We start from the raw sequence: 22,076 nt of genomic DNA, 5'->3' as shown, positions 1-22,076 counted from the left end.
CGCACGGCGGGCGTCCCCGTGGGAAGTCAGAGGCGAAGCTGCCACTCGTTCCAGATGTCGAGCACCCGGAAGCCCATCTGCTCGTTGATGGCGATCATGTGCGGGTTCGACGTGGAGTTCCACGTGGCCACCTGCTCGATGGACGGCTCGCAGGCGTGGAACCAGGTCAGGTTCGCCAGCTTGAGGATCAGGCCGAGCCGCCGGCCCCGGTGCGGGCGCAGCACGCAGGTGTCGAACTGCCGGGCCCAGCCGCGCGGCTCGTGGGCGTCGACGGCGAGCCGGGTGAAGCCCGCCGGCTCGCCGGTCGCCGTGTGCCGGGCCATCATCGTGTAGACGGTGAGCCCCGCGCCGGCCAGCACCTCGTCGTGTTTCCGGAACCGCTCGGCGTCCCAGCGCTCGTCCTGGATGTCCAGGTCCTCAAGGGGCGCGTCGTTCATCCCGTTCATCAACTGGGCCATGTCGTCGAGCAGTTCGTCGCCCGCCGGTCCGATCCACCGTTCGACCGAGTAGTCCCGCGCGTGCCGTACGGCATCGGCCCGCATGAGCTCCAGGCTGGACCAATCGGCCGTGCGGAGGTCGAGCACCCGCCGCGCCTCCGTGGCGGCGGGGGAGAATCCGTGCGCCTTCGCGAAGGCCGCGCCGGGCCGGTCGGCGGCGGCCGAGCCGACCAGCACCCCTCTGCCTTCGGCCTTGACCCGGGTCATTGCGTGATCGAGCAGCGCGCCGCCGAGGCCGCGCCGCCTGTGGCCGGGATGGACCTTGAGCAGGTGGAGCAGCGCCAGGTGGGTGTTGTCCGCCTCCGGGAAGTGGAGGGTGTAGCCGCCGATGACCTGACCTTCGCGGCCGGCCACCCAGGTCTCACCGCGCTCCCGGGACCAGCCACCCTCGATCGTCGCCTGAAAGTGGCGCAGGGTCATCTTCGGCCCCGGAAGGTCGTCGGCCTGCGTGACGGCGTACAGCCCGGTCAGGCGATCACCGGGGGCGGTGAAGTCCAGGCGCTCGATCTGCATGCCAACAAGCCAACAGCACCGGAGCCGCGGATCGCCAACGGTTTTCCGCCCCCGCCCCCGGTCGCGCGCATGCGGCCGCGGCGCTGTTGTACCGGGGGTCGGCCTCGTACCGGCATGCCGGTACTGCGAAGTCAGGTCCGGCGACCCACGTGAGTTGATCGTCGGCGTTCACGCGGTCGCCGAGAACGGCGCGGGCAACGAGCGATTGGTCCGAGGTCCACATCGGGGCAACCGGGCGATCAACGGCCAATGTGACGGCGTGTCAGCGGTCACGGACGTCAGTCGGATCGGAGATGAGACGCCCGTGCCGCCCGGGGCCGCGATAGCCGTTAGGTCACGATCGTTCTCACTCAGAACTGCAGTTCCGACCAGTCGATCACAAAGGGATTGGGTTGCTGACGCTGGGAGCGGCGCCCGACTCGTCCTTCAAACGTGCCGATGTGCTTGTAGAGCATCGTTGCCTTGTCCAGTCGGTAGCGTTCGACGATCGGCACGCCGGTGCTGCCGAGCCTCACGATCCAGGCGATCGTGCACAGGGACGCCGGGGTCACGCGCGAAGGCAGGAGCCCCTCTCAGGTCACCCACCTTGACGCCCGTGCCTCCGATACCGCAGTAGCCGTTGGGGACTTGTGCGGGTATTGCTGAGTGGAGCCCTACTGCAGGTAGTTCTCGACCTCGCTCACCGGTCGCGGGGCGGCGTTGTCGGGGTCCTCTCCCACGTTCCGGTGGGCCCGGCGCTGACGGAGCAGATCCCAGCAGCGGTCGAGGTCCTCCTCCAGTGACTTGATCCGCGCGTGCTCCTCCTCGGTGGTCACCTCGCCCGCCGCCAGTCGCTGGCGCAGGGCGTGCTCCTCGTCGATGAGCTCGTTGATCTGCCCGAGGATCTCGTTGTCCTTCATGTTCAACCCCCTTCGTCTGGAGCCACCCTAGCGTGATAAGAATCAAGACCTATGGGAGGAATCGCACTGGTCAGGCGGCCGGGGCCACGGCTGGCCGAGGGCATCGTCACGAACATCCAGCGTGAGGCGGTGGACGCCGGACTGGCCGCCGCCCAGCACGCCGCCTACGTGGCGGCCCTCCGTGACAACGGCTGGCGTCCGGTCGAGGTCGAGCCCGCCGACGACCTTCCCGACGGTCCTTTCATCGAGGACACGGTCGTCGTCTGCGACCGCCTCGCCGTACTGACCCGGCCGGGCGCGCCCGAGCGGCGGGCCGAGGTGGCCTCGGCGGCGAGAGCCGTACGCGACCTGGGCCTGGACACGGTCGTGATCACCGAGCCGGGGACCCTCGACGGCGGCGACGTGCTGCAGGTAGGGGGACAGGCGGGGGACACCGCAGCGTGCTGATCCCTGACTGACCTTCCAGAATGCTCCCGGCGGGCTCGGAAGGTTCCGTCGCGTTTCCGGCGTCTGCTAGTCTGCAAGGCATGCTGCGCGGACTCCTTCTTATCCGCCGCGGCGAGGGCCTGTAAGAGGCCGGCTCCCTCGCCGCGGTGCAAGTCGTGCGCGTCGGCCGCCCCTGGTTCTCCACTGGCGACCTATTTCTCAACGATCCGGGCAGTGGCCCTGTGTCCTTCCCCCCGTGTCGTTCCCGTGTCGCCGGGCGTCCGACGAGGAGCATGATGAATTCGCAGCAGCAGCCCAGCCCCATGCCGTTCCACCGATACACCCCCTTCGAGCCGATCCGGCTGACGGACCGCACCTGGCCGGACAAGGTCATAACCAAGGCACCGCAGTGGTGCGCGGTGGACCTGCGTGACGGCAACCAGGCACTGATCGACCCCATGGACGCCCACCGCAAGCTGAAGATGTTCGAACTGCTGGTGCGGATGGGCTATAAGGAGATCGAGGTCGGCTTCCCCGCCGCGTCGCAGACCGAATTCGACTTCATCCGGCAGATCATCGAAGAGGACCGGATCCCCTCCGACGTGGTCATCCAGGTCCTGACCCAGGCCAGGCCCGAGCTGATCGAGCGGACCTTCGAGTCCCTGCGCGGCGCGCGGCAGGCCATCGTCCACCTGTACAACTCGACCTCTACGCTGCAGCGGCGGGTCGTCTTCGGCCAGGACAAGGACGGCATCACCGCCATCGCCGTCGAGGGCGCCAAGCTGTGCAAGAAGCTGGCCGCCGAGACCGACACCGAAATCTCCTTCCAGTACTCGCCGGAGTCCTTCACCGGCACCGAGCTGGAGTACGCGGTGGAGGTGTGCAACGCCGTCAACGACGTCTGGCAGCCCACCCCCGACCACAAGGTGATCATCAACCTGCCGGCGACCGTGGAGATGGCCACGCCGAACGTGTACGCCGACCAGATCGAGTGGATGCACCGCAACCTGGCCTACCGGGACTCCATCGTGCTGTCCCTGCACCCCCACAACGACCGGGGCACGGCCGTCGCCGCCGCCGAGCTGGGATACATGGCGGGTGCCGACCGCATCGAGGGCTGCCTGTTCGGCAACGGCGAGCGCACCGGCAACGTCTGCCTGATCACGCTGGGCATGAACCTGTTCTCCCAGGGCATCGACCCCGAGGTCGATGTTTCGGATATCGACGAGATCCGCCGCGTCGTCGAGTACTGCAACCAGTTGCCCGTCCACCCGCGCCACCCGTGGGGCGGCGAGCTGGTCTACACCGCCTTCTCCGGCTCCCACCAGGACGCCATCAAGAAGGGCTTCGAGCACCTGGAGCGGGACGCGGCCGCCGCCGGGGTCCCGGTGGACGAGTTCACCTGGGCCGTGCCGTACCTGCCGATCGACCCCAAGGACATCGGCCGCACCTACGAGGCCGTGATCCGGGTAAACAGCCAGTCGGGCAAGGGCGGCGTGGCCTACATCATGAAGGCCGACCACCAGCTCGACCTGCCGCGACGCCTGCAGATCGAGTTCTCCCGCGTCGTCCAGGCCCGCACCGACGCCGAGGGCGGCGAGGTGACGGCCGCGGCGATGTGGGAGTCCTTCACCGACGAGTACCTGCCCAACCCGGCCAGGCCGTGGGGCCGCCTGGGTCTGCTGGCCCACCGCAACTCCTCGACGGTCGACGACAAGGACGCGATCAGCGCCGACATCCGGGTCGACGGCCAGATCCGTGAGGTGGAGGGCGTCGGCAACGGCCCGATCTCGGCCTTCTGCGACGCGCTGGCCGGAGTCGGGATCGGCGTACGCGTCCTCGACTACACCGAGCACGCGATGAGCGCGGGAACCGACGCCAAGGCGGCGTCCTACGTGGAGTGCGAGGTCCACGGGCCGAACGGCGCCCAGGTCCTGTGGGGGGTCGGCATCGACGCCAACACGACGACCGCCTCCCTCAAGGCCATCATCTCCGCCGTCAACCGCGCCACCCGCTCCTGACCGCCACGCCCCTGGCGTGATCATGCACAGGTTCCTCGAAACGGTCTCTGACCTGCCCAAAAGGCATTCATGGCCATGCGATGAAGGCGGCATCCGTGAGATCCACGGGTGTCGCCTTCATCGCATGGTGCCCAGTTGAGGTACCGGCCTTTCTGCATGATCACGGCCAGGTTCGGGCAGGTCGCGGGGCATGTCCAGGAACCTGTGCATGATCACGATTCGGGTTTCGGCTGGTCGCGGTCCCGTCCGGGAATCGGTGCATGATCACCTCCTGGGTGGGGGTGGATCAGAGGCCCACCAGGCGGCCGAGGCATGCGATGTTGTGGTCGAAGAGCTCGTCGCGATGCGTGATCACGTTGTTGAACTGGCCGAACAGCTCGAAGTTCACCATGCCGAACAGCCCCGTCCAGGCGGTGATCGCGCGCGTCACCACGTCATCGGAGACGTCCGGCATCAGTGTCCGCACGGCCTCGGCATCCGATGACAGCACGTCCGGAGGCGACGGGCAGATCTCCGGCGGTGACAGCCGTCCCGCCTGAAAGGCCTCCGAGATAATCCGTCCGTACACCACCGTGTCCCGGCTGGCCGGCTCGATCGTGTCCTCGGGGGCGCGGTAACCCGGCACCGGCGAGCCGTACAGCAGCGCGTACTCATGGGGACGCGCCAGCGCCCAGTGGCGTACGGCACGGCAGACCGCGAGCCACCTGCCGGCGAAGTCGTCCCGCGCGCAGGCCGCGTCGGCCTCCTCCACGGCCTCGCCGATCGCGTTGTACCCGTCGATGATCAGCGCGGTGAGCAGGTCGTCGCGGCTCGGGAAATACCGGTAGATCGCCGACGACACCATTCCCATGTCCCTGGCGACGGCGCGCAGCGACAACCCGCCTGCGCCCTCGGTGGCGAGATGACGCCGGGCGATGTCGGTGATCTCCCGGACCAGCTCCGCTCTCACCCGCTCCCGCGCGGTACGGCTCGCGTTCATGACGTCAGGTTATCAGAGCACTGACTAGAAATGAGAGCAATGCTCTTGACGAGTGCCGCTCTCAAGCGAGAGCATTGCTCTCATAAGGGAGCAACGAACTGAAGGAGAAGCGATGCTTACCGTCGCCAAGGGGGTCAACCTCGCGGTCATGTTCCTCCTGGAGTTGGGCGTCCTCGCGTCGGTCGGCTACTGGGGCTTCACCGTGAGCCCGCATCTCGCCCTGCGACTGCTGGCCGGTCTCGGCGGCCCCGCTCTCTTTATCGCCGTGTGGGCGATCTTTGGAGCCGCCAACGACCCGGTCGTCCGGCTGACCGGCGTCGCCCGCGCCATGCTGGAGATTCTGTGGTTCGGAGGCGGGGCCGTCGCCCTGGTCGCCTCCGGGCTCGTGACCACCGGCACGATCTTCGCCGCGCTCTACATCCTCAACGCCGTTCTTCGGCTCGTCTGGAATCAGGTGTGAACATGGGAAAGCACGTCATCGTCGGCGCCGGCCAGGTTGGCGGATCGGTCGCGGAACTGCTGGCGGACCAGGGGCACGAGGTCGTGGTCGTGACGCGATCCGGCTCCGGCCCCGTCAGGCCCGGCATCAGGCTGGTCGCCGCGCAGGCGGGGGACGCCGCCACGATGCGGCAGCTCACCGAGGGAGCCGACGCGCTCTACAACTGCGCGAACCCGGCGTATCACCGCTGGCCCACGGACTGGCCGCCGATCGCGTCCGCCCTGCTGGAGACGGCCGAGTCCACCGGAGCGGCCCTGGTCATCCTCGGCAACCTGTACGGCTACGGCCCCGTGGACGGCCCCATGACCGAGGATCTGCCGCTGGCCTCGACCGGCACCAAGGGGCGTGTGCGGGCCGCGATGTGGGAGCAGGCGCTCACCGCTCACCAGGCGGGCCGGGCCCGGGTCGTGGAGGTTCGCGGCTCCGACTACTTCGGCCCCCGTGCCTCCGACCAGTCGTACCTCGGGGAGCGGTTCGTCCCGCCGTTGCTCGCGGGCAAGCCGGCCACGGTGCTGAGCGACCCCGACATCCCCCACAGTTGGACCTACCTGCCCGACGTCGCTCAGGCCCTGGTGGCGGTGGCCGGGAACGAGCGCGCGTGGGGCAGGGCGTGGCATGTGCCCACGAGCCCGGCGGTGACCATCCGGACGGTCGCCGAACGCCTGGGCGCGCTCGCCGGCGCTCCCGCGCCCCGGCTGCGGCGAATCCCGTGGCCGGTCCTCAAGGCGGCCGGCCTGGCGGTCCCCTTCATCCGGGAGTTGAGGGAGACGCGCTACCAGTTCGACCGGCCGTTCGTCCTCGACTCCTCGGCCTCCGAGGCCGCCCTCGGCCTCACGCCCACACCACTGGACGACGCGCTCAAGGCCGTCATCGCCGAGTGGCGTACGCGCTGATCACGATCAGGCGGGCGCGGCCGCCGTCCAGCCCCTCTCCAGGCTGGACATGTCGTGGATGCCGGGATTCCATAGCGTAAGGAGCGTCAGGCCGCCCGCGCCGAAGATCGCGGCAGCGGGGATGCGGATCTTCATGGAAGGTTCTCCTCCGGGGATGAGGCCGCGGTGCGCCCAGGCGTCGAGCGCGCCGTACAACAGATCGACAAGGGTGCCGAAGCGCGCGGGGTGCTCGGAGAGCAGGTCGCGGACCTCCTCGCCGTACCGCTCACGCCATGTGTGCGGGTATAGCCCGATCACCGCACCGCTCAGTCTCCGCATGTCACGTCACCCCCCATGAGGGCCGCGCGCGGCGCGTGCCCGTCTGCTCGATCCGGCGCAGCGTCGCGAGCTGCTCATTCAGGGCGTCGCGGCCCGAGGCGGTGATCCGGTACGGCCGGCGCCGCTCGGCCGCCGGGAGCGCCTCGATCCATTCGCGCTCCTCCAGCCGCATGAGCGCGCCGTACAGCGTGCCCGGCTCCAGCGAGGTGCCCGAGAACTCCTCGATGTCCTGGATCATCCGGTAGCCGTGCTTGTCGCCCTCGGCCAGGCTGACCAGAACCAGCAGTGCGACATCGGTGAACCGGCCCAGCTCCGGTGATCGTCGTCCCATGTACTCAGTTTCACTTAATAAGTCCGATTGAGCAATGGCTATAAGCTTCCGGCATGAGAGTCGGGATCATCGGGCTGGGGGACATCGCGGAGAAGGCGTACCTGCCTGTGCTGGCGGCGACGCCCGGAATCGAGCCGCACCTGTGCACGCGCGACCGGGGGACCCTCGACCGGCTGGGCGACGCCTACCGGATCAGGTCCAGATTCACGTCCGTCGCAGAGCTGGTCGGTGCGGGAATCGACGCCGCCTTCGTCCACGCCGCCACCGAGGCGCACGTCCCGATCGTCACCGCGCTCCTCGACGCGGGTGTGCACGTCTATGTCGACAAGCCGCTCGCCTATGACCTCGCCGACTCGGAGAAGCTCGTACGGTTGGCCCGCGACCGGGGCAGGTCGCTGATGGTGGGCTTCAACAGGCGGTACGCCCCCGGCTACGCGAGCCTGCGAGACCGCCCGCGCGACCTGATCGTCATGCGGAAGAACCGGGCGGACCACCCCGACGACCCCCGGACCGTGGTGCTCGACGACTTCATTCATGTCGTTGACACGCTCCGCTTCCTCGTCCCCGGCCCGGTCACCGGCATGACGATCAGGACGAGGGTGCGAGCAGGGCTCCTGGAACACGTCGTCCTGACGCTGGACGGGGACGGTTTCACCGCCATCGGCCTGATGAGCCGCGTCAGCGGGGCGGCCGAGGAGACCTGTGAGGTCATGGGCGGCGGCGCGAAGCGCGCGGTGGTCAACCTCGGAGACGTGGTCGATCACGCCGGCGCGGAGACCCTGACGAGACGGCCCGACTGGGCACCCGCGACGCGCCAGCGCGGCATCGAGCAGATCTGCCACGCGTTCCTCGGCTCCGTCCGCGAGGGCCGTACGGTCTCGGCGGACGACGCCCTGATCACACACGCCATCTGCGAGGACATCGTCACGGAAGCGGCCGGAAGTGCATGATCACGATGAGCGACCGCGCTGGTAGGGGGTCATGGACGGGAATCCGTGCATGATCACGTCGAGAGGTGGCGCTGGCAGGGGGCCATGCGCGGGAATCCATGCTTGATCACGGCCCAAAAAGCGGCCCGCACTGGCGGGTGCGGGCCGTACTCGGGTGATCAGGGGTAGAGGCCGCGCATCTGGTGGGCCTCGGCGACCCGGCCGACTCCGATGGCGTGGGCGGCCTGGCGGAGCGTGAGGTCCCTCTCCTCCGACAGGGCGGCGACCGCCTGGAACGCGCTGGTCATGAGGTCGCGGAGCTTCATCTCGACCTCATTGGCGCTCCAGGAGTAGGCCTGCATGTTCTGCACCCACTCCAGGTAGGACACGATGACGCCGCCCGCGTTGGCCAGAATGTCGGGGACGACCGTCACCCCGGCTTCCGTGAGGATCCGGTCGGCCTCGGGGGTGGTGGGGCCGTTGGCGCCCTCGACGATCAGGCGAGCTCTGACGCGCGGGGCGTTCGACGCGGTGATCACGCCTTCGAGCGCGGCGGGGACCAGCACGTCGACGTCCATCTCCAGCAGCTCGTCGTGGCTCAGGGCGTCCGCGTCGCGGTAGCCGTACACCGAGCCGGTCTCAGCGGCGTGCGCCCGCAGGGCGGCGACGTCGAGGCCCGAGCGGCGGACGACCGCGCCGGTGGCGTCGGACACGGCGACCACGCGGCAGCCAGTGTCCGCGAGGTACTGCGCGGCGAGGGCGCCCACCTTTCCGAAGCCCTGCACCGCCACGGTGACGTCCTCCGGGGACCGGGAGAGGGCCTGGAGCGCCGCGATCTGGACGCCGCGCGAGGTGGCCCCCGCCCGGCCCAGCGAACCGCCGAGCGTCATCGGCTTGCCGGTCACCACGCCCGGCACCGAGTAGCCGGCGTTGGCGCTGTAGGTGTCCATGATCCACGCCATGGTCTGCTCGTCGGTGCCGACGTCAGGGGCCGGGATGTCCTTCTCGGGGCCGATGAGCGGAAGGATCTCGTTGATGTAGCGCCGGGTGACCCGTTCAAGCTCGCGGGTGGTCAGCGCCCCGGGGTCGACGGCCACGCCGCCTTTGGCCCCGCCGTACGGGATGCCGACCAGGGCGCACTTCCAGGTCATCCACATGGCGAGCGCGGTGACCTCGGCGAGGTCGGTGGAGGGGTGGAAGCGGATGCCGCCCTTGGCCGGGCCGCGCGAGAGGTTGTGCTGCACCCGGTAGCCCTGGACGACCTCCATGCGGCCGTCCTCGCGGCGGACCGGAACCGAGACGGTCAGCGACCGGCGTGGAGTGGCGAGCATGCGGTGCAGGCCCTCGTCGAGGCCCAGGAAACGGGAGGCCTCGGCGAGCTGGAAGCGGGCCGCCGCGAGGGCCTGCTCTCCGGGGGAGGCGGGCTCCGCGGGGTGAGAGGCCGCGGGCTGAGAGGCCGCAGGGAAAAGGGGATCGGGGACCTCGTCCCGAACCCCCGACGCCGTTGTCGGGAAGTCCGTGATGGTCATGTCTGGGAGTGCTCCTCCGATTGGATGGGCTGGATGCGCCAAATGCCCGGACGCCCGGATGTCCGGCCACGTGCCGTCGACGTTGACGGTACGGAGTCGGGCGGGGCTTCGCCGGCCTCTTGATCGAATCGTGGACGCGCCCGCAGCGGTATAGGCCATTCCGGCGGCGTGAGAGAGATATTTCACCTTTGTGGAGCAGCGGCGAGTGGAACAGCTGACCAAGGCGGTGGACCGGCTCGTGGACCGGGTGGTGGTCTATCGCGGACATTAGCCCACAGATCGCCGCAAAGTAGCGGTTCTTTGTGCTGATCGGGGCAGTGACCTCCTGAGCCGCCTGGAGGCGGGCATCGCCGAGCACCACCGGGCGATTCTCGCCACCTACGGCGCGGCTCCGACTGAAGAGCTCATGCGCGAGCTCGATCATCTGGTGCGGTCCCTCGACGGCTGACCCACTCACCAGGTGGAGTTCCCGCATATGGTCATAAATGGCTTAGAGGGGAGTCACGTGCCTGATCTGCTGGTAGGCCCCATGCTTCGTTACGTCGATGAGACGAGCGCGTCCATATGGGTCGAGACGACCGAGCCGTGCGAGGTCGCCATCGCGGTCGGCGGCGTCCGGGCCACCGACCGGACGTTCTCCCTGCACGGCCACCATTACGCGATAGTCGACGTCGAAGGCACCGGGCCGTACAGCGTCGAGCTGGACGGGCGGCGCGTCTGGCCGCTCGACGGCTTCCCCGACAGCGAGATCTGCCCCCTGGAGGAGCTGAACCGGGTCGTGTTCGGCTCCTGCCGCACCACAGTGCCGCACGACGAGGAGTACGTGGCGACGCACGGCGTGGACGTGCTCCGCGAGTACGGCATGCGCCTGATGGACGGGGAGGACCTGCCGAGCCTCATCCTGTTCCTCGGCGACCAGGTCTACGCCGACGAGCCCTCGCCTGAGATGCTCGAATTCATCCATGCCCGCAGGAGCGACGGCCCCGACGAGATCGTGGACTTCGAGGAGTACGCCGAGCTGTACCGCCAGGCGTGGACCGATCCCGTGGTCCGCTGGCTGCTGTCCACCGTACCGACGGCGATGATCTTCGATGACCACGACGTGCGCGACGACTGGAACACCTCCCTGGCCTGGCGCCAGAAGATGGCCGAGGTGCCGTGGTGGCCGAAGCGGGTGACCTCGGCGCTCGGCGCCTACTGGGTGTACCAGCACATCGGCAACCTGTCGCCCGCGGAGCGGAAGGCCGACCCCCTGTTCGCGCAGATCCACGGCGCCGACGTGGACGGCGGGCCGGCCTTGGACGAGTTCGCCAAGGGAGCCGACGAGGACCCGTCGTCGGCGAGGTGGAGCTACACAAGGGACATCGGCGGCACGCGTTTGATCATGCTGGACACCCGCTGCGCCCGCGAAGTCGACCCGCGCCGCCGCCGCATGCTCGACGACCAGGAGTGGGCCTGGTTCGACGACCTCGCCACCGGCGGCGTCGACCACCTGATCATCGGATCATCGGTGCCGGTGTTCCTGCCGAGCGGCATCTTCGACGTGGAGAGCTGGAACGAGGCCGTCGCGGGCGGGGCCTGGGGTCGCCGGGCCGCGGTGTGGGGGGAGAAGGTCCGCCAGGCCCTCGACCTGGAACATTGGGGGGCGTTCCGGGAGTCGTTCGAGCAGCTCGGCCGCCTGCTGGCCGACGTGGCGGCGGGCCGTCGCGGACGGGCCCCGGCCACGATCGTCCTGCTCTCGGGCGACGTCCACTACTCCTACCTCGCGGCGGCCGGGCGGAAGTCCTCCGACCTCGACTCGCCCCGCATCTATCAGGCGGTGTGCTCGCCGATCCGCAACCCGCTGAGCCGCACGCTGCGACTGGCCAACGTGATCGGGTCCTTCGGCGTCGCCGGTCTCGTCGGCGGCGTCCTGGCGCGCATGGCCCGCCTGCCCCGCCGCGCCCTCCGCTGGAAGATCACCGATGGGCCGTGGTTCCCCAACGCGCTGGCGACACTCGACCTGGACGGCCGCTCGGCGGCCGTGAGCTGGCACACCGCTCGTCCCGCCCTTGAGGAGATGGCCCGGGTTCAGCTCACCCAACCCCGCCGTGATCATGCACGGGTTCCGGTACGGCGCGGCTGACCTGGGCCTTCCCCGTCCGCGATCATGCACTGACGGGGGATGCCATGCCGTGCCCCCTGAGCGGGGGCTTGGCTCACGCTCCGGGGCGCGAGCCGTACCGGAATGGTCTCAGCCGGCGGCGAGCTCGGTCAGGACGGCGGCGAGCTGGTCCACCGCCCAGGCGAGGTCGTCCCTGGAGACGACGATGGGTGGCGCGAGGCGGATCGTCGAGCCGTGCGTGTCCTTGGCGAGCACGCCGCGGCGCATGAGGGCCTCGCTGACCTGGCGGCCCGTGCCGAGCGACGGGTCGATGTCGATGCCCGCCCACAGGCCGCGCCCCCGGACCGCCACGATGCCCGGCCGGCCCTCGCGGGCCTCCGACAGCTCGCGCAGCCGCTCGTGGAGAAAGGCCCCGAGCTCGCGGGCCCTGGCCTGATACTCGCCCGTGCGGAGCAGCGCGATGACCGCGTTGCCGACCGCGCAGGCCAGTGGGTTGCCGCCGAACGTCGAGCCGTGCTGGCCCGGTTTGATCACACCGAGGACGTCGGCGTTCGCCGCCACCGCCGAGACCGGCACGACGCCGCCGCCGAGGGCCTTGCCCAGGACGTACATGTCCGGCACGACGCCCTCGTGGTCGCAGGCGAAGGTTTCCCCGGTGCGGCCCAGGCCCGACTGGATCTCGTCGGCGATGAAGAGCACGCCGCTCTCCGAGCAGATCTCCCGGACCGAGGTGAGGTAGCCGTCCGGCGGCACCAGCACGCCCGCCTCGCCCTGGATGGGCTCGAGCAGCACGGCGACGGTGTCCTCGTCGATGGCGTCCCTGATCGCCTCGGCCGAGCCGTACTTCACGATCCGGAAGCCGGGAGTGTAGGGGCCGAAGCCGTCGTGCGCGTCCGGGTCGGTGGAGAAGCTGACGATCGTGGTGGTGCGGCCGTGGAAGTTGTCCTCCATGACCACGATGTTCGCCCGGTCCCCGGGTACGCCCTTGACCTCGTAGCCCCACTTGCGGGCGACCTTGATGGCGGTTTCGACGGCCTCGGCGCCGGTGTTCATCGGCAGGACCATGTCCTTGCCGCACAGGTCCGCCAGTCCGGAGACGAACGCCGCGAACTGGTCGTGGAAGAACGCCCGGCTCGTCAGCGTCAGCCGTCCGAGCTGCTCGCGGGCGGCCGCGATGATCGCCGGGTTGCCGTGGCCGAAGTTCAGCGAGGAGTAACCGGCCAGGCAGTCGAGGTAGCGCCGGCCCTCCACGTCGGTCACCCACGCGCCCTCGGCCGAGGAGATGACGACGGGCAGCGGGTGGTAGTTGTGCGCGCTGCGGCTCTCGCCGAGCCTGATCAGGTCCTCGGTCGCGTTGTCGTTGGGCGTGGTCATGGGCGGATCTCCAGGGTGCAGCACTTCGGGCCGCCGCCGGCCTTGCGCAGCTCGCTCAGATCGACCGGGACGACCTCGTAGCCGCGGCGCTTCAGCTCCAGCGCGAGCCCGGTTGCCTCGGCGTTGAGGACGACGTTCCGGCCGTCGCTGACCGCGTTGAGGCCGAGGACCTCGGCGTCGGCGGCCGAGGCGATGAGGGCGTCGGGGAAGAGCCGCTTCAGGACCTTGCGGCTTCCTGCGGAGAACGCCTCGGGGTAGTAGGCCACGTTCGTCCCGTCGAGCGGGAACAGGGCCGTGTCGAGGTGGTAGAACCTCGGGTCCACCAGCCGGAGCGTGACCACGGGCCGGCCGAGGAACTCCTGGGCCTCCATGTGCGCGGCCACGTCGGTGCGGAAGCCGGTCCCCGCGAGGATCATCTCGTCGAGCGTCAGGTAGTCGCCCTCGCCCTCGTTCGTGAACGACGCCTCCAGCGTCTCGAAACCGCGATCGGCGAACCACCGCAGGTACGCCGGGCCCTCGGCGACCCGCTCCGCGTGGGCGAACCGGGCTCCGTAGACGCGGCCCTCGACGATCAGCGCGCCGTTGGCGGCGAAGACCATGTCGGGCAGCCCGTCCACCGGGTCGATCAGGCTGACGCGGTGGCCCAGGCTCTCGTACGCCCGCCGCAGGCTCTCCCACTGCTGTACGGCTCTGGCCGTGTCGGCGCCCGCGTCCGGGTCCATCCAGGGGTTGATGGAGTAGGACACGGTGAAGAACTCCGGACGGCACATCAGGTAGTGCCGTGCCGTACCGGTGCGCTGGCCGGTGGTGGCGGCGGTGGTGGCGGTGAAGGGCAAGGTCATCGGGGCTCCATACGGGAAACCGGTGAACAGGTCTTCAGCGTAGGAACCGGGAGGCTGGCGGCCAATGTGCCCGCGTTGCGCCTTAGTGGGGATCGGTTGCGTCCTTCAGCCGGTTTGCGGCGATCCGTTAATCAGCCGGGAGAGTACGATCGCGCTCTTCGTCCGCACCACGAACGGCTCGGCGGCGATGCGCTCGATGATGCGCTCCACATGGCTCACGTCGGTCGCGCGGATGTGCAGCAGGGCGTCGGCCTCGCCGGTCACCGTGCAGGCCGAGACGATCTCCGGATGCCGGGCGACCGCCATGGCGATCTCCGATGGGGACGTCTTGCCCCGGCAGAAGAGCTCGACGTACGCCTCGGTCGTCCAGCCGAGAGCGGACGGCTCGACCTGGGCGCTGAACCCGGTGATCGCTCCAGTGGCGACGAGCCGGTCGACCCGGCGCTTGACCGCCGGGGCGGACAGCCCGACCTGAGCGCCTATTTCGGCATATGTTGCGCGGGCGTCCTCGACGAGAGCCTTGATGATGGCGCGGTCCAGCTCGTCCAACTTCACGTGGACCTGTATACCGGTCATCGCGCGCGAGGCATCGATCGCATAGGACCCCAACCCCCCGTGTCTTCCGGCCGTGATCATGCACAGGTTCCCGGAGGGCGGCTTTGACCTGCGCCGATCGAATTGGTGATCATGCGCAGACTCCCGGCCTCGGCCCTTGACCTGCGACAACCGGGGTGGTGATCATGCGCGAGTCGCGAGGCGCGATGTGCATGATCACGCCGAGGGTTGGGGCAGCTCAATCAGGCTGTCCGGGAAACTATGCATGATCACGCCGGAGGTGAGGGGGTGTGAGGGGGGTGGTGGGGTCCTTGCCAAAGGCGGGCCTGTCCCCTCATCTGGTCGTGGGGGACGGTGCGGAGGGCTGGCCGGACGGCGGGCCGTATGACCGGGTGCATGTCACCTGCGGCGTCTCATGGGTGCCGTATGCGTGGGTGGCGCAGACACGACCGGGCGGGGTCATCGTGCTTCCGTGGATGCCGGAGTTCGAGGGCGGTCACAAGGTGGCGCTCACCGTGGGGCGGGACGGCCGGGCGATCGGGCGGCTGTCGCATGGTGGGGCGGCTTACATGATGCTGCGCGAGCAACGCCCGCCCGGCTGGAAGTACGCGGGCGGCTACCGGGAAACCGTGGCGACCCTCGACCCTCGGCGGATCTTCAAGGCCGGTGTCGGGCTGGATGTGGCCGTGGCCGGGATGCTGCCGGGTGTTTCGGCAGTCACCGAGCAAGACGACTCCTTCGAGATCTACCTGTCGGACGGCGAGTCGGGCGCATGGGTGTCCGGTGAGGAGGTGAAGCAGTACGGGCGGCGAAACTTTGGTGATGCGCCGAACTCACGGATGACGAAATTCGGGCCATGCGGGCGACGTTGGCGGGGGTGCGTGAGGCTCTTGCGGTGATCGTTGCTCGTGAGCGTGAGCATGCTCAAGGGCTGATGGACGGGGGGCGTCTGACCCGTGAGGGCGTGGATGCGACGGCTGTGTTGCTGGGCATGTCGCCGGTCAGTGACGAGGAATGGCGGGATATCAACGGCGGCGCGGCAGACGGGCGATAGAGCAAGGTCGCTATGACAGCGATGGTTGATCAAGCTATCGGCAACGAGAACGCAAGTTGGCCGCGCGGTTCCCAGGGCGAGGTGCCATGCGGCCGTAGAACGGACCCTGACATTTCGATGGGGGGTCCTCATGCGTCCACGTTGGACGAGAAACACGACGGAGAATCGCTGTCCTGAACGGCCGGGCCGGTCTTATAGGGGTGGGTGGTGGTCGCGTGTCCGGCTATCCGTGAGCGCGGCGGCCATCGTGGCCGGGCTGGCGTCGCTGATGGTGGTACCCACCCCAGCCGGGGCCGCCGCGCAGGTGCGGGAGTACGCCTACGTCGCCAACAGGAACTCCAATACCGTGTCGGTGATCGATACCGCGACCAACACGGTGACCGCCACCATCTCCGTGGGGCGTACTCCGACCTTTCCTGCGATCTCTCCCAACGGCACCCGTGCCTATGTCAGCAATCAGGACTCCGGCAGCGTGTCGGTGATCAACACCCTGACCAACAGGGTGATCGCGACCATCCCCGTGGGGACCAACCCCATCGGGGTGGTGGTGACTCCGAACGGTGCCCGTGCCTACGTCGCCAACCAGAACTCGAACAGCGTGTCGGTGATCGATACTGCGGCCAACAGGGTCATCGCGACCATTCCCGTCGCGGGCGGTCCCACCTTGGTCGCGATCTCCCCCAACGGTGCCCGTGCCTACGTCACCACCCCGAACTCAAGCAGCGTGTCGGTGATCGATACCGCGACGAACAAGGTCGTCGCCACCATCACGGCCGGAATCGGGAACGCTCCCGTGGGGGTGGCGATCACCCCAGACGGTACCCGCGTCTACGTCGCCGACCTTGGCTCGAACGAGGTGTCGGTGATCGATACCGCGACGAACACGGTCGTCGCCACCATCCCCGTGGGGACCAACCCCACACTGCTGGCAATCTCCCCCAACGGTGCCCGCGTGTACGTCGCCAACCAGAACTCGAACAGCGTGTCGGTGATCGATACCGCGACGAACACGGTCGTCGCCACCATCACGGCCGGGCTCGGGGCTAATCCCGTTGGGGTGGCTCTGAGTCCCAACGGTGCCCGCGCGTACGTCACCAACCAGACCTCGAACAACGTGTCGGTGATCGATACCGCGACGAATACCGTCGTCGCCACCATCGGCGTGGGGAGTTATCCCGGTGGTCTAGCCGTCGGACGTGTCAATGTTGCCAGTGCTGTCAGTGCCGTCCAGCCCGTCACGATCAGGCGTCACATCAAAAACAAGATCAAGCAAACTCAGGGGTTCGGTCCTTGAAACGCCAGCGAGGGCGGCCCGCTACCTGACCTATTTGGCGTGGTCACCCTGGCGTGTCGATCGATGGGAGTTGGCGCCGTAGCGGTCGATAGTGATCTTGATGCGCCCCGCGGCGTATTGCAATGATCTTTAGGGTTGGCGGGCCGATCTTGATTCCTATGAGATTAATTCGGCAACCGATGCGATAAGGGTCCTCATCATCGACCATGGGCGGATCGTGGCCTCCGGCACGCCGGCCGAGCTCAAGGCGGCGCACGGGGCGGCCACGCTCGACGACGTCTTCCTCGCGGTCACCGGCCGCGAGCTGCGTGAGGGAGCCGCCGCGTGAGCGCCCTCATCCCGCTGACCGCCTACTACCTCCGCGCCACGTTCAAGAACAAGTTCGCCGTGGTCTTCGGCGCCGTCCAGCCGCTCTTCTTCCTGCTGCTGTTCGGCCCGTTGTTCGCCCGCAGCGGCGTCGGCTCCTGGGACACGCTCGTGCCGGGCCTGCTCGTCCAGCTCGCCCTCATGAGCTCGGGACTGGTGGGCTTCGGCGCGTCGGTGTCCTACGCCGCCGCCCTGACGATCAGGCAGGAGCTCTTCGCGCCCCTCATGACGACGCTCGTGATCCCGCTGATGCTGCTGTCGGGGGCCCTGCTGCCCATGTCGCTCGCGCCGGCGTGGCTGGACGCCGTCTCCCGGTTCACCCCGTTCCGCTACGCCGTAGAGGCGCTGCGGGCGCTTTTCGCCGGGTCCTACGCCTCCTCTGAGGTCCTGTGGGGCGTGCTGGTGTCGGCCGTCTTCGTCGTCGCCGGCGTCGTCATCGGCACTCGGCTCTTCCAGCGGGAAAACGCCTGATCAAGGCATGGAACGGTCCGCGCAACTTCATGGAGGCCCACCTGAGGGTTGCGGGAGCCGTACGGACCCGGGGCGGTCACAATGGGTGGCGTGGCGGACGTCAACTTCACCCTCGTCCAGCTGCGTTACTTCGTAACGGCGGCCGAGCTCGGCAGCATGACCGCGGCCAGCCGGGAGCTCATGGTGGCGCAGTCGGCGATCTCGGCTGCTATCGCCCAGGTGGAGCGGGAGCTCGGGGTGCAGCTCCTGATCCGCCACCACGCCAGGGGGCTGTCGCTCACCCGGTCGGGGGAGCGGTTCCTCGTCGAGGCCCGGGAGTTCCTGGCCCGCGCCGCCGCGCTGGCCGAGTCGGCGCGCGGGCTGGCGGGCTCGCTCACCGGCGAGCTCGCCGTCGGCTGCCTCACCACGCTGGCGCCGTTCTACATGTCCCGGCTGCTGCGCCACTTCGCCGGGCGGCACCCGGGCGTCCGGGTGACGGTGTCCGAGGGGGAGATCTCCGCCGTGGAGAGCGCCCTGCTCGACGGCCGGTGCGAGGTCGCTCTGGTCTACGCGATCGACCTGGCCCTCGATCTCGACATCAGGCCGCTCACCCGGGCCAGGCCGTACGTGCTGCTGCCGCCCGGCCACCCGCTCGCCGGGGCCGACGCGGTGTCGCTGTCCGACCTCGCGGCCGAGCCGATGATCCTCCTCGACCTGCCGCGCAGCCGCGACTACTTCCGCACGCTGTACGCGGCGGAGCCCCGGGTGCGGTTCCGGACGTCGAGCTACGAGACGGCGCGGTCCCTGGTGGCGGGCGGGCACGGCTACTCGATCCTCAACCAGCGGTCCGCGACCGACCAGACCTACGACGGTGGGCGGGTCGTGAGCGTCCCGATCAGAGACGACGTGCCGTCGCTCGACGTGGTGCTCGCGTCGGTCCGGGGAGTCCGGCCGACCGCGCGCGCGATCGCGTTCACGGAGACGTGCCAGGAGTTCTTCTCGGCTCTGACGGAGACGTGAGGGTCTACCGGATCTCCGCGAGCAGCTTCTCCAGGAAGGCCTTGGTGCGGAAGGCCGGCCGGGCCTCGACGCACAGCGTGTTCATGACCTGCATGTACGCCTCGGTGTCCTCGGGCTTGTCGAGATAGAGCGCGCTCGTGAGCTGCTCGAGGTAGACGACGTCGGGCAGCTCCCGCGCCTCGAAGCGCAGGATCGTGAACGGGCCGCCGGCCGCCGAGTGGCCTCCGCGCTCGAACGGGACCACCTGGAGGGTCACGTTGGGGTGCCCGGTCATCTCGATCAGGTGCTCGATCTGGCCGCGCATCGCCTTCTCGCCGCCCATCGGCCTGCGCAGCGCGGCCTCGTCCACGACGGCCCACAGCTTCGCCGCGTCCGGTCCGGTGATGCGCTCCTGCCGCCGCATCCGCAGGCTGATCCGCTTGTCCAGCTCGGCGTCCGACGCGTTGGGGTTGCCGAGCAGGATGACCGCGCGGGCGTAGTCCGGCGTCTGGAGCAGGCCGGGGACGAACTGGAGCTCGTAGCTGCGGATGACCGACGCGGCCTCCTCCAGCCCGATGTAGACCTCGAACCAGCTCGGCAGGACATCGCCGTACTTGTGCCACCAGCCGGGTGTGTTGGCCTCCCGCGCCAGGCTCAGCAGCGGGGCCCGGTCGGCGGGGTCGGTCATGCCGTACAGCGTGAGGAGGTCGGCGATGTCGCGCTCCTTGAAGCTGACGCGGCCGAGCTCCAGGCGGCTGATCTTCGCGTGGGACGCCCTGATGGCGCTCCCGGCCTTCTCCGGCGTGATGCCGTGCTCCTTGCGCAGCCGCCTGAGCTGCGCACCGAGGAGGATGCGCAGGACGGTCGGTCCGCCCCGCGCCGTTCCGATCCGCGCCGGCTCGGCGTTCGCCGCCTGTGCCGTGTTCATGTGGACTCCGTGGCGGACATGATTCTCAGTGAACCAGTCTCTCGTTGCGGCGGTGTTGCGGACAGATGATCACTGTATTGGGTCCACGACGCCGTTCGCCAGTGGTGATCGCCGCCCGTTTCGCCGGCCGTATGTGTAACGGTCCATGGTTAACGGGGAATCCGCAGGTCGGGACTTCTTTTAACTCTTGTATTGACACTTGTCGTATCCATCCCTAGTTTCGTCGCGATGTTGGGACCCGCTATCCGACTGGGGAATTCATGACACGGTGGAAGACCTGTCTTCGGTTGTTCCTCGTTTGCGTGGCATTCCTGGGGGCCGGGGTCGTGGGTTCACCCCAGGTCGGCGGCTCACCGACTCGCCCGCGTACGCGCGGGAGGGCGGAAAGCCGGTCGTCGAGCTGTGGGGCTTCGGATTCACCGGCAGGCCTGGCGGCGTCGCGCAGGCGGTGAGCCTCGTCAACTGGTTCAAGAGCCAGGGCGCCTACGTGATAGGGGGCGTTCCCCGGGGCTGGCGGACCAACAGCGCGGGCGCCAAACCGGGCTACACCGCGGCGTACGACGCCTTCGACATGATCTCCCCCTGGACGGTCGGCTACACGGGCTCCGACCTCGTCCAGAACTATCTGGTCCCCGACCGCGACTACCTGACCGCTCGCGGAAAGGCGTACCAGCCCGTCATCTACTCCGGCTTCGCCTGGTCGAACTGGAACGGCGGAGCGAGAAACGTCATTCCGCGCAGGAGCGGTGACTTCTTCTGGCAGCAGGCCGTCGCTCTGCGACAGAACAACATAAAGCAGGCATTCATCGCGATGTTCGATGAATACGACGAGGCCACCGCGATCGCGAAGACCGCCTAAGACTCGTCCATGATCCCGTCCAACCAGTACTTCCAGACCACGAGTGCGGACGGCAAATACCTGTCGTCCGACTTCTACCTGCGTCTGGCCGGGAAGGCGATCCGCATGATCGGCAGGCTGGATCCGCTCGTCACGACGGTGCCCATCCCCGGCTCCCTGGGTCCGGTCTTCTTCCGCACCGGCCTGGAAAAGGACACCGATGCCTTCTTGACCTGGGTGAACACGCTGAATGGCGGTGCTCTGAAGAACGTGACGGGTTATGGCGCGACGGCGTCCCCCCGGCTTGAGATCGTGGCGAACGAAGAGCATCAGAAGGGACTGTCCGCACTGCGAGTCCAGGGACACGACGACCTGGCGGACCATTCGTACGCGTACTTCCAGGCCTTCGCGGTCAACATCCCGGTGACCGCCACGACGGTCCTGAAGTACGGCTTCATGCCCAAGGACGCCAAGGGGCGCTTCACGTCGATCGATCTCGTGATGACGGACGGAACCACGCTGAGGGACGCGGGCGCGACCACGACGACCGGAGTGCGGATGCATCCCGGAAGCCCGAAGGGCACCGTCAACGCGTGGACGCAGATCCAGAGCGACATCGGAACATGGCTCAAGGGAAAGACCATCGCCAAGGTCCTGGTCGCCTACGACCAGGCGAGTGGTACGGGCGATTTCCGCGCCTACTTCGACAACATTGAGATTTCCGGCTGATCGAAGCCGCGCGGCCGGGAAGGCCGTCACTCGAGGGTGACGGCGCCCCGGCTGGCGGCGACATCGTGTTTACCGTGAACTAAGGCGGAATTTCGCCGAGCGGGAACTTTGCACATTCACGTGTGCTTGCATCCGCAAGGCACGGGGCAAGAGACATGACGACAGGGAAGTTCACAACGTGTAACGCGTGACGACCGCAGGGGCTGGCGATGACTGCAGATCTGGCGGGCCCGGGGGCCGCGACAGCGCCTCCATGGTTGACCTCGTTCGACCGTGACGACGTCGCAGAACTGTCCGCCCCGCCGTCGGCGACGTGCGCCCTCCACGGCCGCACCACCTCGCCCGCCGTCGCCCGGGACTTCACCGCCAGGACCCTGTGCGGCTGGGGCGCTCCCCACCTGGTCCAAGACGCCCAGCTCGTGGTGTCCGAACTGGTGACCAACGCCCTCCGGCACGCCTGCGTGTCCGACCCGGCGTCCGGCCCGCCCATCCTGCTGCGGCTGGTGAACAACCGGTTTCATATCGGCTGCGCCGTCCGCGACGCGAGCGAGCGGGTGCCCGCCATATCCCCCGGAAGCGACCTGTCGGAGACCGGGCGCGGCCTCCACCTCGTCTCGGCCCTGACAGCCACCTGGGGATGGATCCTCACCCGCGGTGGCGGCAAGGTCGTCTGGGCCCTCTTCGACGTCCGGGACTCCTGAGACGCGAT

The 22,076-nt window shown here is 68.6% G+C and carries 24 protein-coding genes and 1 pseudogene; 14 read left to right on the top strand and 11 right to left on the bottom strand.

Features of this window, described 5'->3' with window-relative positions:
• Window positions 1-26: 26 nt before the first annotated feature.
• The 3 genes from ABH927_RS07480 to ABH927_RS07470 all read right to left on the bottom strand — a co-directional run bounded on the left by ABH927_RS07480 (window position 27) and on the right by ABH927_RS07470 (window position 1,909).
• Window positions 27-1,010 carry a GNAT family N-acetyltransferase gene (locus ABH927_RS07480; RefSeq protein ID WP_370019317.1) on the bottom strand — a complete coding sequence of 328 codons (984 nt, stop codon included), beginning with the start codon at window positions 1,008-1,010 and terminating at the stop codon, window positions 27-29.
• A 350-nt stretch (window positions 1,011-1,360) separates the two neighbouring features.
• Complete coding sequence (locus tag ABH927_RS07475; RefSeq protein WP_370019315.1) at window positions 1,361-1,561, bottom strand: hypothetical protein; 201 nt, start codon at window positions 1,559-1,561, stop codon at window positions 1,361-1,363.
• Between the two features lie 102 nt (window positions 1,562-1,663).
• Window positions 1,664-1,909 (bottom strand): DUF2630 family protein, encoded by a 246-nt coding sequence (locus ABH927_RS07470; RefSeq protein WP_370019313.1) that lies wholly within the window; start codon window positions 1,907-1,909, stop codon window positions 1,664-1,666.
• 51 nt (window positions 1,910-1,960) lie between these two features.
• Here ABH927_RS07470 and ABH927_RS07465 point away from each other — a divergent pair, with 51 nt between their 5' ends.
• Both ABH927_RS07465 and leuA read left to right on the top strand, forming a co-directional pair.
• Entirely contained in the window at window positions 1,961-2,356 is a 396-nt protein-coding gene (locus tag ABH927_RS07465) for a hypothetical protein (RefSeq protein WP_370019310.1), read from the top strand.
• Between the two features lie 275 nt (window positions 2,357-2,631).
• Window positions 2,632-4,356: a 2-isopropylmalate synthase gene (gene leuA / locus ABH927_RS07460; protein ID WP_370019308.1), complete on the top strand. Its 1,725-nt coding sequence runs from the start codon at window positions 2,632-2,634 to the stop codon at window positions 4,354-4,356.
• 286 nt (window positions 4,357-4,642) lie between these two features.
• Here leuA and ABH927_RS07455 read toward each other — a convergent pair whose 3' ends face one another.
• Complete coding sequence (locus ABH927_RS07455; RefSeq protein ID WP_370019306.1) at window positions 4,643-5,335, bottom strand: TetR/AcrR family transcriptional regulator; 693 nt, start codon at window positions 5,333-5,335, stop codon at window positions 4,643-4,645.
• A gap of 112 nt (window positions 5,336-5,447) precedes the next feature.
• Here ABH927_RS07455 and ABH927_RS07450 point away from each other — a divergent pair, with 112 nt between their 5' ends.
• On the top strand, window positions 5,448-5,795 hold the full coding sequence (locus ABH927_RS07450; RefSeq protein ID WP_370019304.1) for a YrdB family protein: 348 nt from the start codon (window positions 5,448-5,450) through the stop codon (window positions 5,793-5,795).
• A 2-nt stretch (window positions 5,796-5,797) separates the two neighbouring features.
• Window positions 5,798-6,727, top strand: coding sequence for an NAD-dependent epimerase/dehydratase family protein (locus tag ABH927_RS07445; RefSeq protein ID WP_370019302.1), 930 nt, complete (start codon window positions 5,798-5,800; stop codon window positions 6,725-6,727).
• Window positions 6,728-6,733: 6 nt separating this feature from the next.
• Here the strand turns inward: ABH927_RS07445 and ABH927_RS07440 are convergent, their stop codons facing one another.
• Window positions 6,734-7,045 carry a hypothetical protein gene (locus tag ABH927_RS07440; protein WP_370019300.1) on the bottom strand — a complete coding sequence of 104 codons (312 nt, stop codon included), beginning with the start codon at window positions 7,043-7,045 and terminating at the stop codon, window positions 6,734-6,736.
• A 1-nt stretch (window position 7,046) separates the two neighbouring features.
• Window positions 7,047-7,376: a PadR family transcriptional regulator gene (locus ABH927_RS07435; protein ID WP_370019298.1), complete on the bottom strand. Its 330-nt coding sequence runs from the start codon at window positions 7,374-7,376 to the stop codon at window positions 7,047-7,049.
• Between the two features lie 53 nt (window positions 7,377-7,429).
• Here ABH927_RS07435 and ABH927_RS07430 point away from each other — a divergent pair, with 53 nt between their 5' ends.
• Window positions 7,430-8,326, top strand: coding sequence for a Gfo/Idh/MocA family protein (locus ABH927_RS07430; RefSeq protein WP_370019296.1), 897 nt, complete (start codon window positions 7,430-7,432; stop codon window positions 8,324-8,326).
• 158 nt (window positions 8,327-8,484) lie between these two features.
• Here ABH927_RS07430 and ABH927_RS07425 read toward each other — a convergent pair whose 3' ends face one another.
• Window positions 8,485-9,834: a Glu/Leu/Phe/Val dehydrogenase gene (locus ABH927_RS07425; RefSeq protein WP_370019294.1), complete on the bottom strand. Its 1,350-nt coding sequence runs from the start codon at window positions 9,832-9,834 to the stop codon at window positions 8,485-8,487.
• Between the two features lie 505 nt (window positions 9,835-10,339).
• Here ABH927_RS07425 and ABH927_RS07420 point away from each other — a divergent pair.
• The gene (locus ABH927_RS07420; protein ID WP_370019292.1) at window positions 10,340-11,959 is read left to right on the top strand and encodes an alkaline phosphatase D family protein; all 1,620 of its coding nucleotides are present in this window, start codon (window positions 10,340-10,342) and stop codon (window positions 11,957-11,959) included.
• 108 nt (window positions 11,960-12,067) lie between these two features.
• Here ABH927_RS07420 and rocD read toward each other — a convergent pair whose 3' ends face one another.
• The 3 genes from rocD to ABH927_RS07405 all read right to left on the bottom strand — a co-directional run bounded on the left by rocD (window position 12,068) and on the right by ABH927_RS07405 (window position 14,709).
• Window positions 12,068-13,312, bottom strand: a complete 1,245-nt coding sequence (gene rocD / locus ABH927_RS07415) for an ornithine--oxo-acid transaminase (protein ID WP_370019290.1) — start codon at window positions 13,310-13,312, stop codon at window positions 12,068-12,070.
• Window positions 13,309-14,154, bottom strand: a complete 846-nt coding sequence (ddaH, locus tag ABH927_RS07410; protein WP_370019289.1) for a dimethylargininase — start codon at window positions 14,152-14,154, stop codon at window positions 13,309-13,311. The genes rocD and ddaH overlap by 4 nt, the downstream gene beginning before the upstream one ends.
• Window positions 14,155-14,259: 105 nt before the next feature.
• Window positions 14,260-14,709 carry an Lrp/AsnC family transcriptional regulator gene (locus ABH927_RS07405; protein ID WP_370019288.1) on the bottom strand — a complete coding sequence of 150 codons (450 nt, stop codon included), beginning with the start codon at window positions 14,707-14,709 and terminating at the stop codon, window positions 14,260-14,262.
• 290 nt (window positions 14,710-14,999) lie between these two features.
• Between ABH927_RS07405 and ABH927_RS07400 the strand changes: the two are divergent.
• The 5 genes and pseudogenes from ABH927_RS07400 to ABH927_RS07380 form a co-directional block, all read left to right on the top strand.
• Window positions 15,000-15,176 (top strand): annotated as a pseudogene (locus ABH927_RS07400) (protein-L-isoaspartate(D-aspartate) O-methyltransferase); the annotation flags it as partial.
• Between the two features lie 9 nt (window positions 15,177-15,185).
• Window positions 15,186-15,608 (top strand): hypothetical protein, encoded by a 423-nt coding sequence (locus ABH927_RS07395; RefSeq protein ID WP_370019688.1) that lies wholly within the window; start codon window positions 15,186-15,188, stop codon window positions 15,606-15,608.
• 384 nt (window positions 15,609-15,992) lie between these two features.
• On the top strand, window positions 15,993-17,057 hold the full coding sequence (locus tag ABH927_RS07390; protein WP_370019287.1) for a beta-propeller fold lactonase family protein: 1,065 nt from the start codon (window positions 15,993-15,995) through the stop codon (window positions 17,055-17,057).
• Between the two features lie 324 nt (window positions 17,058-17,381).
• Window positions 17,382-17,894 carry an ABC transporter permease gene (locus tag ABH927_RS07385; protein WP_370019286.1) on the top strand — a complete coding sequence of 171 codons (513 nt, stop codon included), beginning with the start codon at window positions 17,382-17,384 and terminating at the stop codon, window positions 17,892-17,894.
• An 81-nt stretch (window positions 17,895-17,975) separates the two neighbouring features.
• Window positions 17,976-18,893: a LysR family transcriptional regulator gene (locus ABH927_RS07380; RefSeq protein ID WP_370019285.1), complete on the top strand. Its 918-nt coding sequence runs from the start codon at window positions 17,976-17,978 to the stop codon at window positions 18,891-18,893.
• Window positions 18,894-18,897: 4 nt separating this feature from the next.
• Here ABH927_RS07380 and ABH927_RS07375 read toward each other — a convergent pair whose 3' ends face one another.
• On the bottom strand, window positions 18,898-19,800 hold the full coding sequence (locus ABH927_RS07375) for a helix-turn-helix domain-containing protein (RefSeq protein ID WP_370019283.1): 903 nt from the start codon (window positions 19,798-19,800) through the stop codon (window positions 18,898-18,900).
• A gap of 298 nt (window positions 19,801-20,098) precedes the next feature.
• On the opposite strand from ABH927_RS07375, the gene ABH927_RS07370 reads away from it, so the two are divergent.
• The 3 genes from ABH927_RS07370 (at window position 20,099) to ABH927_RS07360 (ending at window position 22,068) form a co-directional block, all read left to right on the top strand.
• A complete protein-coding gene (locus ABH927_RS07370) occupies window positions 20,099-20,659 on the top strand; it encodes a hypothetical protein (RefSeq protein ID WP_370019282.1) in 561 nt (186 codons plus the stop codon).
• A 9-nt stretch (window positions 20,660-20,668) separates the two neighbouring features.
• Window positions 20,669-21,367, top strand: coding sequence for a hypothetical protein (locus tag ABH927_RS07365; RefSeq protein WP_370019281.1), 699 nt, complete (start codon window positions 20,669-20,671; stop codon window positions 21,365-21,367).
• 209 nt (window positions 21,368-21,576) lie between these two features.
• Window positions 21,577-22,068 carry an ATP-binding protein gene (locus ABH927_RS07360; RefSeq protein ID WP_370019279.1) on the top strand — a complete coding sequence of 164 codons (492 nt, stop codon included), beginning with the start codon at window positions 21,577-21,579 and terminating at the stop codon, window positions 22,066-22,068.
• The last annotated feature ends 8 nt before the right edge of the window (window positions 22,069-22,076 follow it).

This window comes from Planotetraspora sp. GP83 (assembly GCF_041262585.1).
Classification (GTDB): Bacteria; Actinomycetota; Actinomycetes; order Streptosporangiales; family Streptosporangiaceae; genus JAOEGB01.
This window is presented reverse-complemented; position numbering and strand designations above follow the sequence as displayed.